The sequence below is a fragment of the Microbacterium sulfonylureivorans genome (assembly GCF_003999995.1).
Classification (GTDB): domain Bacteria; phylum Actinomycetota; class Actinomycetes; order Actinomycetales; family Microbacteriaceae; genus Microbacterium; species Microbacterium sulfonylureivorans.
Genome location: NZ_RJAD01000001.1, coordinates 2,099,149 through 2,114,198, shown reverse-complemented (window position 1 = coordinate 2,114,198; position 15,050 = coordinate 2,099,149). Strand labels below are relative to the sequence as shown.

The following is a 15,050-nucleotide window of genomic DNA, read 5'->3' as shown; positions in this document are numbered from 1 at the left end:
CCGACCGCGCCACGCCTGGCCGGGCACGCCGGGCCGAGCCACGCCGGTCCACGCCGACCGCGCCGCGCCGCGCCGCGCCGCGCCGGCACCGGGCTATCCCGCGCGGCGGGAGGGGGTGTCGACCGCGGCGCGCAGTGCGGCGACGAGAGCGGGGAGCACAGCATCGGGCGCGAACGCCGCCGCCGCAGCCCGAGCGGCGACCGACAGGCGCTCGCGCCGCTCCTCGTCGAGGAGCAGTCCGATCACGGCGTCGGCAAGACCGTCGACGTCGCCCGGCGCGACGAGCACGCCGGCGTCGCCGATCGCCTCGCGCGGGCCGTAGCGGGCGTCGAACGACACCACCGGAAGTCCGCGCGCGAGGGCCTCGGCGATCGCCAGACCCTGCCCCTCGAACGCCGTGGACACAAGGAACATCGCCGCACGGTCGAACACCGCATCGCGCTCGTCGGTCGTGCCGCGCAGCCGCACCGCATGCGCAAGGCCCAGCTCCTCGATCAGGGCTCCGAGCTCGTCGCGCAGCGGCCCGTCGCCGTACACGTCGAGGCACGCGTCGGGCACGGCCGCCACGACGAGGGCCCAGGCGCGGATCGCGAGATCGACGCGTTTCTGAGGCGCGAGGCGGTTCACCATGACGACGGTGCGCGGGTCGCGGGATGCCGCAGCCGGCGGCTCTTCGCCGAGATCGATGGTGCTCGGCACGACGTGGAACGTGCCGGGGTCGCCGAAGCGCGCGGCGACGTCGTCGCGCTGCGCGCGCGTGGGCCACAGGATCGCGTCGTAGCGGTCGAGCGTCTCGAGCCAGCGCCGCCACATGCCTTCGACGGGGGCGTCGGGATCGTCGTGCGGCGCCGGCAGATGCGAGTTGTGCACCGTGTGCACGAGCCGGACCCGAGGATCGGCCCAGCCGACCAGGGTCTCGCCGACCTGCCGAGATTCGACGATCACGACGAGCAGGCGGCCGGGATCGCCGGATGCCGTGCGGCGCTCGTCGGCGATGTGCGTCAGCCAGGCGACGTACAGCCCACGGAATCCGCGCAGCCACCGATCGCCGTCGGGCCCGTGGACGATGATGGGAGCGTCCGTCAGGTGCCACTCGGGGTTGTCACGGAAGACCGGAAGAGACAGGAGCGGGCGGCCCGCGGCATCCGTCACCTCTCGCCGCTCTCCGGGGGGCGCCTCCGCACCCGCGGGCTCGGCCGCGGCCCAGAGCCAGGACGGGTCGGCGACGACGTCGTCGAAGAGGTTGCGCGCCGAAGTCGTCCGTTCGAGAAGTCCGGCGTCGACGAACTCCTGTCGCTGCGCCGCGTGCACGTCGGGCGGAGCGCCGTCGACGCTCAGCTGCAGAGGCTCGACGGCGCCTGCCGCAGCCAGGAGCTGCAGCCGGCGCGGCACGGCGACGGCGAAGCCGCCGTCGAGCCCGAGCGCGACCCGACTGCCGAGCAGGACGTAGTCCGCGTCGGGCAGTGTCGTGTCGGCGTCGCCGATCACTCCCACTCGATGGTCCCCGGCGGCTTCGACGTGACGTCGAGCACGACGCGGTTGACCTCGCGCACCTCATTGGTGATGCGGTTCGAGATGCGGGCGAGCACGTCGTACGGCAGCCGCGTCCAGTCGGCGGTCATCGCGTCTTCGCTCGAGACGGGGCGCAGCACGATCGGGTGGCCGTAGGTGCGGCCGTCGCCCTGCACGCCCACCGAGCGCACGTCGGCGAGCAGCACCACCGGGCACTGCCAGATCTCGCCGTCGAGACCGGCCTTCGTCAGCTCTTCCCGCGCGATGGCGTCGGCGTCACGCAGAATCTCGAGGCGGTCAGCGGTGACCTCACCGACGATCCGGATGCCGAGGCCGGGGCCCGGAAAGGGCTGGCGCGCGACGATCGCCTCGGGGAGGCCCAGTTCGCGGCCGATGGCGCGCACCTCGTCCTTGAAGAGCGTGCGCAGCGGCTCGACGAGCTCGAACTGCAGGTCTTCGGGGAGGCCGCCGACGTTGTGGTGCGACTTGATGTTCGCGGTGCCGGTGCCGCCGCCGGACTCGACGACGTCGGGGTAGAGCGTGCCCTGCACGAGGAAGCGGATCGGCTCGCCATCGGCCGCGGCCTCGGCGACGAGCTCGCGCTCGGCGGCCTCGAACGAGCGGATGAACTCGCGGCCGATGATCTTGCGCTTCTGCTCGGGGTCGCTGACGCCCTCGAGCGCGGTGAGGAACTGCTCGCGGGCGTCGATCGTGATGAGGCGCACGCCGGTCGATGCGACGTAGTCGTTCTCGACCTGCTCGCGCTCGCCCTTCCGCAGCAGCCCGTGGTCGACGAAGATCGCGGTCAGCTGGTCGCCGACGGCTTTGTGCACGAGCGCCGTCGACACGGCGGAGTCGACGCCGCCGGAGAGGGCGGAGATCACGCGACCGGAGCCGATCTGCGCCTGGATGCGCTCGACCTGCTCGGCGATGACATTGCCGCTGTTCCAGTCGGCCGGGAGCCCCGCGGCCTTGTGGAGGAAGTTCTCGATGACCTGCTGGCCGTGGTCGGAGTGCTTGACCTCGGGATGCCACTGCACACCGTAGAAGCGCTTCTCGTCGCTGCCGAACGCCGCCACGGGGGTCGCCGATGTCGACGCGAGCACGTCGAAGCCCTCGGGAGCGCGCGACACCTGGTCGCCGTGGCTCATCCACACGTTCTGGTCGACCGGCTGGCCGCCCAGCAGCACGCCGCCGTCACCGGTGACCGCGGCATCCGTCGCCCCGTACTCGCGCAGGCCGGTGTTGGCGACCTCTCCGCCGAGGGCCTGCGCCATCACCTGGAAGCCGTAGCAGATGCCGAGCGTCGGAACCCCGAGGTCGAACACGCCGGTGTCGAGGGCGGGGGCGCCCGGCTCGTAGACCGACGACGGACCGCCCGAGAGGATGATGCCGACCGGGTTCTTCTCCGCGATCTCGGCGGCCGATGCGGTGTGCGGCACGATCTCGCTGTACACGCCCGCCTCGCGCACGCGCCGGGCGATCAGCTGCGCGTACTGCGCACCGAAGTCGACGACCAGGACGGGACGCTGGGAGGTTTCGGTCTGCTCGGTCAACGCTTGTTCTCCGTGGGGATCGCGTGGGTGAGGGAGGAGTGCTCGGCGCGCGAGTGCAGCTCGGCGTCCTCGCGCTCCGTGAGGTACTGCTTGACCTCGCGGCCGACGCGCGCCTCCATGAAGAAGGACAGCAGCGGCACGATGCCGCCTGCGGCGAGCATGCCCAGGCGCAGCAGGTTCCAGCGCATGAGGCTCCACACGCGGAAGCACGAGACGAGGTAGACGACGTAGAACCAGCCGTGGGCGACGAGGATGCCGAGCGACAGGTTGAACCCGTCACCGGTCGACTCCGCGCCGTCGGGGCCTTCGACAACGGGAGCCCACCACAGGAAGCCGCCGGAACCGCCGAGGAAGAGCTCGAGGTGGAACGCGTACTTCATCACCATCTCGCCGACCAGCAGCAGCAGCATCGTGCCGGTGATGATCGAGCAGATCTGGTAGAACTTCAGGGCTCCGCGGATCGCCGGGAAGGAAGCGAGCTTCGGGGCGCGGGGCATGGCCCCCAGTCTACCCGCGGGATTCCGCGGCGCCGTCCGGCCCCGTTGCCTCGGCATCCTCGAAGTCCTCGAGCTCCTTCTCCCAGGCGTCGCGCGCGAGGCGGTACCAGAGGTAGAACGCGAAGCCGGCGAAGACCGCCCACTCGGCAGCGTAGAAGATGTTGAGCCAGTTGACGCCCGCCCCCTCCTCCGGCGCCGGCGAGGCGATGTCGGCGAGCGGCGGAGACGCCGCCTCCGAGGCCAGATACGGCCGGTACACCTCCAGCCCGTCGACGTCCTGCCAGCGCCCGAGCAGGGCGGCCGGCGACATGCGGGTCAGAGTCTGCGGGTCGGCGCCATCCGGCGGTGGAACGGGACCCTCGTCGGAGATGAGCCGGCCGGTCACGGTCGCAGGGGACTTCACCGGGGCCGATGCCCGGCGATCCAGCTGCTCGGCCGCGGCCTGGGCTTCGTCGAGAGTCGGCGCCCATCCGATCGCCACCGCGATCGACGTCGGCGCGTCGGTTCCCGACAGCCGCAGCTGGCCGGTCACCCAATAGCCCTCGACGTCGTCGTTGTACCTCGACTCGACGATCACGAAGTCACCGGGCATCCAGAAGCCTTCGGTGGTCACCCGCTGTCCGACGAGCGGCTCCGGCAGGTACTCCCCCGGTCCGGCGACATCCTCGAGCGGACGAACCTCCTCGGTCGCCCCGGCCGGCGGCGGATCGGTGTCGATCGCGCGCCCGAGCTGCCACTGGCCGAGCCAGGCGAACACGCCCGCGACGACGAGGCAGAGCAGCAGCATCCCGATCCACTGCGGGCGCAGCATGACCTCGCGCAGCGTCGGCGGGAAGACCTCGGGGTCGGCGGGGGTCGCTCCGCCCGGGGCGGGATCGGTCACGGCAGAGGTCATCCCGCGCTGTAGGGCGCCACGACGACCTCGACCCGCTGGAACTCCTTGAGGTCGGAGTACCCGGTCGTCGCCATCGACTTGCGCAGCGCACCGATCAGGTTGGCCGTGCCGTCTGCGACGGGCGCGGGGCCGTAGAGCACCTCTTCGAGCGAGGCGACCTGGTCGACCTTCACGCGGCGGCCGCGGGGAAGCTTGGAGTGGTGGGCCTCGGGGCCCCAGTGGAAGCCCTGCCCCGGGGCATCCGTCGCGCGCGCCAGCGCCACCCCGAGCATGACCGCGTCGGCGCCCATCGCGAGCGCCTTGACGATGTCGCCCGAGGTGCCCACGCCGCCGTCGGCGATGACGTGGACGTAGCGTCCGCCCGACTCGTCGAGGTAGTCGCGGCGGGCGCCGGCGACGTCGGCGACGGCGGTCGCCATCGGCGCGTGCAGGCCGAGGGTCGCGCGGGTGGTGGATGCCGCGCCCCCGCCGAAGCCGACGAGAACGCCCGCCGCACCGGTGCGCATCAGGTGCAGCGCCGCGGTGTAGGTGGCGGCGCCGCCGACGATGACGGGGACGTCGAGGTCGTAGATGAACTTCTTGAGGTTCAGCGGCTGATCGACCGACGACACGTGCTCGGCCGAGACGGTCGTGCCGCGGATGACGAAGAGGTCGACGCCGGCAGCCACGACGGTCTCGTACAGCTCCTGCGTGCGCTGCGGGGTGAGCGCGCCGGCGACGGTGACACCCGCCGCGCGGATCTCGGCAAGTCGTTCGCGCACGAGCTCGGGCTTGATCGGCTCGGAGTAGACCTCCTGCATGCGACGGGTCGCCGCGGCCTTCTCGAGGCCGGCGATCTCGGCGAGGAGCGGCGTCGGGTCGTCGTACCGCGTCCACAGGCCCTCGAGGTCGAGCACGCCGAGGCCGCCCAGCTGACCCAGCATGATCGCCGTCTGCGGGCTGACCACCGAGTCCATCGGCGCGCCGAGCACCGGGATGTCGAACTGGAACGCGTCGATCGTCCAGGCCGTGGAGACATCTTCGGGGTTGCGCGTGCGCCGCGAGGGCACGACCGCGATGTCGTCGAACGTGTACGCGCGGCGTGCGCGCTTGGCGCGACCGAGTTCGATGTCCATGCTCACTCCTCCAGCCTACCCGGGCGGCTCTGCACCACCCCATCCGGTCGTCTCGGCGGCTCAGCGCTCGCGCGCCACCCTCGTCTCGTCCCACACCGGGGCATCGGACTCGACCACCCGGCCGTCGGCGCCGAAGACGAGGAACCGGTCGAAGGAGCGCGCGAGCCAGCGATCGTGCGTCACGGCGAGCACGGTCCCCTCGAACCGCGCGAGCGCATCCTGCAGGGCTTCGGCCGAGACCAGGTCGAGGTTGTCGGTCGGCTCGTCGAGCAGCAGCAGGGTCGCGCCGGACAGCTCGAGCAGCAGGATCTGGAGCCGCGCCTGCTGCCCTCCAGACAGGCTGTCGAACGTCTGCTCCGCCTGCCCGACGAGCCCGTAGCGGTCCAGTGCCGAGCTCGCGGCATCCCGCGGCAGCCCCACGCGTGCGTCTTCACCGCGATGGAGGATGTCGAGGAGCGTCCGCCCGTCGAACTCCGGATGACGGTGGGTCTGCGCGAACCACCCCGGCACGATGCGCGCACCGAGGACGGCGCGTCCGGTGTGGCCCACGGGGTCGAGGCCGGCGCCGGTCGTCGTGACGTGCCCGAGCCGGCCGTCGGGGTCGGTGCCGCCCCGCGCCAGGAGACGCAGGAAGTGCGACTTGCCCGATCCGTTGGACCCGAGCACGGCGACGCGGTCGCCGAACCACACCTCCAGGTCGAACGGCTTCATGAGCCCGGTGAGCTCGAGCTGCTCGGCGACGACGGCGCGCTTGCCGGTGCGAGCTCCGCGCAGGCGCAGTGCGAGATCCTGCTCGGGCGGGCGCTCCTGTGGCGGACCGGCCTCCTCGAACTTGCGCAGGCGGGTCTGCGCCGCTCGGTAGCGCGAGGTGAAGCTGTCGTTCGCGGTGGCCTTCACCTTGAGGGTCGCCACGAGCTGCTTGAGCTTGGCGTGCTGCTCGTCCCATCGCCGGCGCAGTTCGTCGAGGCGCGACATCCGCTCGTCTCGCGCGCGGTGATAGGTGCGGAACCCGCCGCCGTGCACCCAGGCGGTGCTGCCCGCGCCGCCGGCTTCCAGGGTGACGATGCGGTCGGCGGCCCTGGCCAGCAGCTCACGGTCGTGCGAGACGAGCAGGACGGTCTTCGACGTCTCTCGCAGACGTTCCTCGAGCCATCGCTTGCCGGGCACGTCGAGGTAGTTGTCGGGCTCGTCGAGGAGCAGCACCTGGTCGGGCCCGCGCAGCAGCGCCTCGAGCGCGAGCCGCTTCTGCTCGCCGCCCGAGAGCGTCGTCAGCTCGCGGAACCGGGCGCGAGAGAACGGGATGCCGAGCGCCGCGGTCGTGCATGTGTCCCACACCGTCTCGTACTCGTAGCCACCCGCCTCGGCATAGTCGGCGAGCGCGCCGGCGTACCGCATCTGCGTGTCGAGGTCGTCGTGCTCGATGATCGCCGCCTCGGCGTCCTCGAGCTCGCGCGCCGCGCGGCGCACCCGGTCGGGGGCGACCGCGATCAGAAGGTCGTGCACCGTCTGCCCGGGTTCGCCGTGGCCGACGAACTGGTCCATGACGCCCAGCCCGCCCTCGATGGAGACGACGCCGGACAGCGCGGGCGTCTCACCTCGCACGATCCGCAGCAGGGTCGTCTTGCCTGCGCCGTTCTGGCCGATCAGGGCGGTGGTCGACCCCTCGCCCACCCGGAACGAGACCTCGTCGAGGAGCGGTCGCCCGTCCGGCAGCGCGTACGAGACGGCGGCGATGTCGATGTACCCCACGGTGTTCCCTGTCTGCTCCGAGCGGCATCGTTCGCCGTGAGGGGAGCCGACCAGACTATCCGGTGCGGCAGTCCGGCGCAGCATCGCGGAGGTTCGCGACGTTCGCGGAGGTTCGCGGCGAAGGACGCCGCGGTTCGCGCGAGTCTCCGCGACGAGGGATGCCCGCGTTCGCAGCCGCGCGTCACGCGGCCGCGTACCGCCCGGACTTGATCGCGCGGGCGCGGGCCTTCTCGGCCTCTTCCTCGCGGTTCTTCGGCGGCACGGTCGCGACGAGGTCGTCGAGCAGGTGCTGCGTGAGGTGCGCGATCTCGTGCACGGCGCGGTCGAAGGCCTCCTGGTTCGCCTTGGAGGGCTTCGTGGTTCCGGCGATCTTGCGCACGTACTGCAGAGCGGCGGCGTGGACCTCTTCGGACGAGGCTGCGGGCTCGAAGTTGTGGAGCGTGTGGATGTTCCGGCACATGCCGACGACGATACGCCGGGGGTCCGGCATCCGTCATCCCTCGCGGGGAGCGCTCACCACGGCTCGGCGCCGCGGGGCACCAGGTCGAGGATGTGCGGCAGCTCCGTCGGGAAGCACGAGCGGAACAGCTCGGTGATCTGCGGGTCGGAGCCGTAGTCGTCGACGAGGCGCAGGCCGATCATCGTGCTGATGAGCATGCCCTCGGCCATGAAGGCGCGGGCCTCGTCGGCTTCCAGCCCGAGCTCGTCGCGGAAGAATCGCCAGACGGCGGCGAACCCGCGGCGCGCGGCCGGGCCGATCACGGGGTGACTGCCCATGAGGTAGGCGTTCGCGAGGGTCTGGTGCAGCCCGCGGATCTCGAGCAGATCGACGTACGCCTGTCCGATGCGCTTGCCGGCGGGCAGTTCGGCGTCGTCTGCGGCGAGCGCCGCCCGGAAGCCCGCCAGCATGCGGGAGAGGGCGTCTTCGATCGTCGCGAGGAAGAGGTTCTCCTTCGATCCGAAGAGGCGCACGACGTACGGCTGGCTCACTCCGGCCGCACGCGCGACCTCATCGGTCGTCGCACCCTCGTATCCGCGGGCGCCGAACACGGCGAGCGCGGCGACCAGGATCTGACGCCGCCGCTCGTCCGACGACAGTCGCTTGACGGGATCGGCGACGGCCATGTCGGCGCGGGGAGTGGTCATGGTCGAAAGGTTATCAGCGAATGACTTGACTTTGTAATCAGTCGATTACTACATTGCCCTCGTAAGTAATCATCCAATTACTACCGGAGACCTCATGACCACCGAACCCCTCGCCTCGTCGGCATCCGTCGACGACATCGCCCCCGGGCGCTCGCCCCGGCGGACCCGGCCCTTCGCGCTCGTCGTGGCTGCGGCATCCCTCCCCATGTTCATGGCCACACTCGACAACCTCGTCATGACCAACGCACTCCCCGTGCTGCACGCGCAGATGGGCGCCTCGGTCGAGGAGCTGCAGTGGTTCGTCAACGCCTACACGCTGTCGTTCGCCGGAGCGATCCTCATCGCCTCTGCCCTCGGCGACCGGTTCGGGCGCCGCACGGTGTTCGCGATCGGCATCGCCGTGTTCGGCATCGGCTCGGTGCTCGCCGCCCTGAGCACCGACCCCGGCCAGCTCATCGCCGCCCGCGCCCTGCAGGGACTCGGCGGCGCCGGGGTGCTGCCGCTGTCACTCGCGCTGCTCAGCGGGGCCGTGACGCCGCAGCGGCGACCCCTCGCGATCGGAATCTGGGGCGGCATCTCCGGCCTCGGCGTCGCGGTCGGGCCGCTCATCGGCGGCGCGATCATGGAGGGCTGGGACTGGCAGGCGATCTTCTGGATCAACGTGCCGGTCGCGATCATCGCGATCCCGCTGGCGCTCGTCGTGCTGAGCAACGACTTCGGCGCCCGCGTGCGCATCGACGTGCCGGGCGCGATCCTCGCCGCAGCCGGCGTGCTCGCACTGGTCCACGCGATCGTGCGCGGCAACGACGACGGCTGGGACTCGCTCGGCGTGATCACCGAGATCGCGCTCGGCGCCGTGCTCCTCACGGCGTTCTTCTGGTGGCAGACGCGTACGAAGGCTCCGCTCGTGCCGCTGCGGCTCTTCCGCGACCGCTCGTTCTCGGTGACCAACATCATCGGCTTCGCGTTCAGCTTCGGCACGTTCGGCGCCGTGTTCATCCTCATCCAGTACCTGCAGGTGGTGCAGGGCTCGACGCCGTTCGAGGCGGCCGTGCAGACCACGCCGTGGACCCTCGCGCCGATGTTCGTCGCCCCGATCGCCGGCATGCTCGCCCCGCGCATCGGCACCCGCGTGCTCATGGTCGTCGGCCTCGCGCTCCAGGCCGCGGCCCTCACCTGGATCGCCGCGATCATGTCGCCCGACCTGGACTATCCCGCCCTGATCGTGCCGTTCGTGATGGCCGGCGTCGGCATGGCCCTCGTGTTCGCACCATCCGCCACCGCGCTCCTGGCGACCCTCGGCCTGATCGATCACGCGAAGGCGTCCGGCGTGAACTCGACGGTCCGCGAGCTCGGCGTCGCCCTCGGCACCGCCGTCATGACGGCGATCTTCGTCAGCGCCGGCGGCGCACTCACGCCCGACCTCTACGTCGACGCCGCCCGCCCTGCGGTGTTCACCGGAGCGGCCGTGCTCCTCGCGGCGACCGTCGCCGCGTTCTGGCTCCCCGCCGGCCGGTCGTCGCGGACAGCGGATGCCTCGGCCCCGGCAGCGGCCGACGACACGGCCGAGCTGCAGCCGATCGGCTGAGCACGGCGCGAGGGCGGCGGGCGCGGCATCCGGTCGCGTCAGCCGCCCTCTCCGCGCAGTGCGCGGGTCAGCAGCCCGTCGAAGAGGAACAGCAGGAACGCGGCCGACCCGATGAGCGGCGACAGCACCACGACGACAGCCGCGATGAGCAGGGCGCTGAGAGCGCCCCGGCCGTACGAGCGGGCCTGCGCGTCGGTGAGGCCGGGGAGCATCACCTCCCGCCGCCGCACCGCCCATCGCCATTGCAGCCAGCTGAACAGGATGGCGAAGAAGAACGCGACGGGCATGGCCACGCGGCCGGCGACGAAGTCCGAGTACTCGGTGGTGAGCCCGGTCGCGAACGGCACCAGCACGATGAACAGCAGCCGCAGGTTGTTGAGCCACACCATCGGACCGTCGACGCGGGCGACGAATTCGAACTGCTGCACGTGGGTCATCCACAGCAGACACAGCAGCAGGAAGCTGAGCGCGAAGTTGAGGAACAGCGGCCACATCCCGGCCAGCGCGTCCCACAGCGCCGCATCGGAGTCGACCTCGCCGAGGGAGTGCATCGTCAGGTCGAGCACGAGCAGCGTCGCGGCGATCGCGAACACGCCGTCGGTGAACGCCTCGAGCCGCACGGTCGCCATGGTCGCCGCGGGATGCCGTCTCTGCCGGATCATGGCCACAGCGTAACGACGGGCGGCGCGCGAGCGCTCCCCTGAGAGGATGTCGGGATGAGCCCCCGATCCCTGCACGTCGTCGTCGGAGCCGGTGCGATGGGGCTCGCGACGACCTGGCAGCTGGCCCGTGCAGGCAAAGACGTCATCGCCCTCGAGCGGTTCGAACGCGGCCACGTGCGGGGCGCCTCGCACGGCGCGACCCGCAATTTCAACAACGCCTATACCGAGGATCACTACCTCGACCTGCTCATCGCCGCCCGCGCGGACTGGGACGAGCTCACCCGGACCACGGGCGAGCCGCTCCTGCGGCTCCACGGGCTCGTGACCCACGGCGACGACGCCCGGGTCACGGCCACGCGTGACGCGCTGACGGCACGCGGCGAGCGTGCCGAGGTTCTGGAGCCCGCCGAAGCGTCGCGCCGCTGGAGGGGGATGCGGTTCGAGGACGACGTCCTGTTCACACCCGACGCGGGCGTGGTCCGTGCGGCGGCGGCGCTCGCGGCGCTGGAGCAGGGGGCCCGGGCTCTCGGCGCGGACGTGCGGTTCGGGCACCGCGTGGTCGGGATCGAGGAGACCCCGCACGGTGTGACCGTGTCGGTCGACGCCGACGGCACGCGGTATGACCTCGACGCCGAGACGGTGGTCGTCACCGCCGGTGCCTGGACCACGTCGGTGCTCCCCGCGGGGTTCGCCCTCCCGCGGCTCACGGTGACCGAGGAGAGCCCGGCGCACTTCACCCCCCGCGACGCGGCGGCGATCTGGCCGTCGTTCAACCACTTCGCGGGCGGTCGCGAGCACCACACCGGCAACATCTACGGCATGCCCGCTCCCGGCGAGGGCGTCAAGGTCGGTCTGCACCTCGTCGGTCCGGTCGTCGACCCGGACGCCCGGACCTTCGAGCCGGTCCCCGAACGGGCCGCGGAGCTGCGCGCCTACGTGCGCGACTGGTTCCCGGGCCTCGACCCCGACACCGCGGCGCCCGTCAGCTGCACCTACACGTCCACCGACACGGAGGACTTCGTGCTCGACCGTCGCGGACGCATCGTCGTCGGAGCGGGCTTCTCAGGGCACGGATTCAAGTTCACGCCCGCCGTCGGCGCCGTTCTCGCCGCGCTCGCGACGGACGATGCGGCGAGGGCCGCCGCGCCGTTCCGCCTCGACGATCAGCGCTTGTAGTTGGGCGCCTCGACGACGATCTGCACGTCGTGCGGGTGGGACTCCTTGAGCCCGGCCGCCGTGATCCGCACGAACTTGCCCTTGCCCTTGAGCTCGTCGATCGTGCGTGCGCCGACGTAGAACATCGACTGACGGAGGCCTCCGACGAGCTGGTACGCCACGGCCGAGACCGGCCCGCGGTATGCGACCTGGCCCTCGATGCCCTCGGGGATCAGCTTGTCGTCGCTGGGGACGTCGGCCTGGAAGTAGCGGTCCTTCGAGTACGACGTCTTCTTGCCTCGGGTCTGCAGCGCGCCGAGAGAGCCCATGCCCCGGTACTGCTTGAACTGCTTGCCGCCGACGAAGACGACCTCACCCGGGCTCTCGTCGGTGCCGGCGAACAGCGAGCCGATCATGACGCTGTCGGCCCCGGCGACGAGCGCCTTCGCGATGTCGCCCGAGTACTGCAGGCCGCCGTCGGCGATCACGGGGATCCCCGCTTCGCGGGCGGCGAGGGATGCCTCGTACACGGCCGTCACCTGCGGCACGCCGACCCCGGCGACGACGCGGGTCGTGCAGATGGAGCCGGGCCCGACGCCGACCTTGACGGCGTCGACACCTGCGTCGATGAGCGCCTGCGCGCCTTCGCGCGTGGCGACGTTGCCGCCGATGACGTCGATGTGCTCGAAGCTCGCGTCGGCCTTGATGCGGCGGACGATGTCGATGACGCCGGCCGACTGGCCGTTCGCCGTGTCGACGACGAGGACGTCGACACCGGCGTCGCGCAGCGCCTCGGCGCGCTGCCAGGCGTCGCCGAAGAAGCCGATCGCGGCGCCCACGCGGAGGCGGCCCTGCTCGTCCTTCGTCGCGAGCGGATACTTCTCGCTCTTGTCGAAGTCCTTGATGGTGATGAGGCCGGCGAGCTTGCCGTCGTCGTCGATGAGCGGGAGCTTCTCGACGCGGTGCTTGGCGAAGGTCGCGATGACGTCGTTGGCGCCGATGCCGACGGGCCCGGTGATCAGGCCCTCGGTGGTCATGACGTCCTTGACGAGGGTGGTCTGGCGCTCGAAGCCCGAGACGAACCGCATGTCGCGGTTGGTGACGATCCCGACCAGGCGACCCTCGCCGTCGACGACGGGGAGGCCCGAGATGCGGTAGGTCGCGCAGAGGTCGTCGACCTCTTCGATCGTCGCTTCGGGGGTCGTCGTGATCGGGTCGGTGATCATGCCGGACTCGCTGCGCTTGACACGGTCGACCATCGACGCCTGGTCCTCGACGGAGAGGTTGCGATGGATGATCCCGATGCCGCCCTCGCGTGCGATCGCGATCGCCATCCGGGCCTCGGTCACGGTGTCCATGGCGCTCGAGACGAGCGGGGTCGCCACCGTGATGCGGCGGGTCACGCGCGACGACGTATCGGCCTCGCTGGGGATGACGTCGGTGTGCCCGGGCAGCAGCAGCACGTCGTCGTACGTCAATCCGACGAAGCCGAAGGGGTCGTTGTGCTCCATGGGTTCTCCTGCGCTCGCGGCGCGTTTCTCAGAGTGGTCGACGGCGGCCGGTGCGCAGAACGCTCCGTACTCGATTCTAAGCGGCGGCGCACGTGTTTTGTTCCCGCGCGCGAGGGCGAGGACGCTCCTGCGCCGTATCAGACGCGCTCGCACGGCGGAGCATTCCAATTCGGTCACCGTGGTCTGTGGATAAGTAGGCGAAACACTTCGGACACATTAGATTCGTACTGTCGTCTCACGGCCGATGCGACCCGAGCTTCGGTGACGCGTGGTGCCGCTACTGGAGGTTCTGTGGGTCCTACGACTGTGACCGCGAGGAGTTACACCCGATGGGTGATCGTCCTCGTCGGCGTGCTGATGGCCGCGGCGATGGTGCTGCTGGCTTCCCCGTCCGGCGCACACGCCGCCGCGACGGCACCGGACACTCCTGGCGGTGACCAGGAGGAGACCGACTTCTACTTCGGAGGATTGATCACGTTCGACGGCGAGCCCGTCCCCGACGTGGTCATCATGGTCGAGGGCGGCGGATTCGAAGCCGAGACGATCACCGATGACGAGGGCAAGTGGCGCCTCTACGTCCCCGAGAAGGACGAGTACGTCCTGACCGTCGACGAGGAGACGCTGCCGGAGGGCGTGATCGTCGATCCCGCCCAGCTTCCCGAGGGGATCCAGCCCAAGTCGGGGACGACCGCGTCGTTCGACGTCGCCTTCGGCGCCACCGGCACGAAGATCGTGAACCTGTTCCTCGGCGAGGGCGAGCGCGTCACGACGTCCTTCTGGGATCAGTTCAGCGAACGCCTCATCAACGGCATCAACTTCGGTCTTCTCCTCGCGCTCGCCGCGGTCGGCGTCTCGCTGATCTTCGGCACGACGGGCCTCACGAACTTCGCCCACGCCGAGATGCTCACCTTCGGCGCCGTGGTGGCGCTGGTGTTCGGCGTGAACTTCGCGCTTCCCATGTGGATCGTGATCCCGATCGTGATCCTCTTCGGCGCAGCGTTCGGCTGGTCGCTCGACGCCGGGCTCTGGAAGCCCTTGAGGCGAAGGGGCCTCGGCCTCGTCCAGCTCATGATCGTGAGCATCGGCCTGTCGCTCGCGATCCGCTACACCTACCAGTTCTTCCTCGGCGGCGGCACGTACCAGCTGCCGGGCGCAGGCGCACCCCGAGACATCCACATCGGACCGATCTCGCTGTCGTGGATCGACCTGCTGTCGATGGGCATCTCCATCGTGCTGCTGCTCGCCGTGGCCTACTGGCTGCTGCGCACCCGCATCGGCAAGGCCACCCGCGCCATCTCCGACAACCCCGGCCTCGCCGCGGCATCGGGCATCAACGTCGACCGTGTCATCCGCATCGTGTGGGTGCTCTCGGCGGCGCTGGCCGCGGTGGCCGGCGTGCTCTGGGCCTACTTCCGCCCCGGCGTGAAGTGGGACATGGGCGTGCAGGTCCTCCTGCTGATCTTCGCCGCCGTCACGCTCGGCGGCCTGGGCACCGCGTTCGGAGCTCTGATCGGCTCTCTGATCGTCGGCATCCTGGTCGAGCTCTCGACGCTTCTCGGCATCCCGCCGGACATGAAGTACGTGGGCGCCCTCGCGGTCCTGATCATCATTCTCCTGGTGAGGCCGCAAGGCCTGCTGGGCCGTAAAGAGAGGCTGGGCTAGGC

The 15,050-nt window shown here is 70.7% G+C and carries 13 protein-coding genes; 3 read left to right on the top strand and 10 right to left on the bottom strand.

Annotated features, from left to right (window positions below):
- Positions 1-93: 93 nt before the first annotated feature.
- From EER34_RS09275 to EER34_RS09240, 8 genes are all read right to left on the bottom strand, one after another.
- The gene (locus EER34_RS09275; RefSeq protein ID WP_164743514.1) at positions 94-1,488 is read right to left on the bottom strand and encodes a glycosyltransferase; all 1,395 of its coding nucleotides are present in this window, start codon (positions 1,486-1,488) and stop codon (positions 94-96) included.
- Positions 1,485-3,068 carry a glutamine-hydrolyzing GMP synthase gene (guaA, locus tag EER34_RS09270; protein WP_127474173.1) on the bottom strand — a complete coding sequence of 528 codons (1,584 nt, stop codon included), beginning with the start codon at positions 3,066-3,068 and terminating at the stop codon, positions 1,485-1,487. The genes EER34_RS09275 and guaA overlap by 4 nt, the downstream gene beginning before the upstream one ends.
- Entirely contained in the window at positions 3,065-3,565 is a 501-nt protein-coding gene (locus EER34_RS09265; RefSeq protein WP_127474172.1) for a DUF3817 domain-containing protein, read from the bottom strand. The genes guaA and EER34_RS09265 overlap by 4 nt, the downstream gene beginning before the upstream one ends.
- Positions 3,566-3,575: 10 nt before the next feature.
- A complete protein-coding gene (locus tag EER34_RS09260; RefSeq protein WP_127474365.1) occupies positions 3,576-4,376 on the bottom strand; it encodes an SURF1 family protein in 801 nt (266 codons plus the stop codon).
- Between the two features lie 80 nt (positions 4,377-4,456).
- Positions 4,457-5,575, bottom strand: a complete 1,119-nt coding sequence (locus EER34_RS09255; protein WP_127474364.1) for a GuaB3 family IMP dehydrogenase-related protein — start codon at positions 5,573-5,575, stop codon at positions 4,457-4,459.
- A 60-nt stretch (positions 5,576-5,635) separates the two neighbouring features.
- Positions 5,636-7,324, bottom strand: coding sequence for an ABC-F family ATP-binding cassette domain-containing protein (locus EER34_RS09250; RefSeq protein ID WP_127474171.1), 1,689 nt, complete (start codon positions 7,322-7,324; stop codon positions 5,636-5,638).
- Positions 7,325-7,505: 181 nt separating this feature from the next.
- The gene (locus EER34_RS09245; RefSeq protein ID WP_127474170.1) at positions 7,506-7,784 is read right to left on the bottom strand and encodes a DUF2277 domain-containing protein; all 279 of its coding nucleotides are present in this window, start codon (positions 7,782-7,784) and stop codon (positions 7,506-7,508) included.
- 53 nt (positions 7,785-7,837) lie between these two features.
- Positions 7,838-8,470 (bottom strand): TetR/AcrR family transcriptional regulator, encoded by a 633-nt coding sequence (locus EER34_RS09240; RefSeq protein ID WP_127474169.1) that lies wholly within the window; start codon positions 8,468-8,470, stop codon positions 7,838-7,840.
- A 94-nt stretch (positions 8,471-8,564) separates the two neighbouring features.
- On the opposite strand from EER34_RS09240, the gene EER34_RS09235 reads away from it, so the two are divergent.
- Entirely contained in the window at positions 8,565-10,058 is a 1,494-nt protein-coding gene (locus EER34_RS09235) for a DHA2 family efflux MFS transporter permease subunit (protein ID WP_127474168.1), read from the top strand.
- Positions 10,059-10,096: 38 nt separating this feature from the next.
- Here EER34_RS09235 and EER34_RS09230 read toward each other — a convergent pair whose 3' ends face one another.
- Positions 10,097-10,720, bottom strand: coding sequence for a TMEM175 family protein (locus tag EER34_RS09230; protein WP_127474167.1), 624 nt, complete (start codon positions 10,718-10,720; stop codon positions 10,097-10,099).
- Positions 10,721-10,774: 54 nt separating this feature from the next.
- On the opposite strand from EER34_RS09230, the gene EER34_RS09225 reads away from it, so the two are divergent.
- Positions 10,775-11,896 (top strand): FAD-dependent oxidoreductase, encoded by a 1,122-nt coding sequence (locus EER34_RS09225; protein WP_127474166.1) that lies wholly within the window; start codon positions 10,775-10,777, stop codon positions 11,894-11,896.
- Here the strand turns inward: EER34_RS09225 and guaB are convergent.
- Positions 11,884-13,386: an IMP dehydrogenase gene (guaB, locus tag EER34_RS09220; RefSeq protein ID WP_127474165.1), complete on the bottom strand. Its 1,503-nt coding sequence runs from the start codon at positions 13,384-13,386 to the stop codon at positions 11,884-11,886. The two genes, EER34_RS09225 and guaB, sit on opposite strands and share 13 nt — an antisense overlap.
- A gap of 333 nt (positions 13,387-13,719) precedes the next feature.
- Between guaB and EER34_RS09215 the strand changes: the two genes are divergently transcribed.
- Positions 13,720-15,048 carry a branched-chain amino acid ABC transporter permease gene (locus EER34_RS09215; RefSeq protein ID WP_127474164.1) on the top strand — a complete coding sequence of 443 codons (1,329 nt, stop codon included), beginning with the start codon at positions 13,720-13,722 and terminating at the stop codon, positions 15,046-15,048.
- Positions 15,049-15,050: the final 2 nt, after the last annotated feature.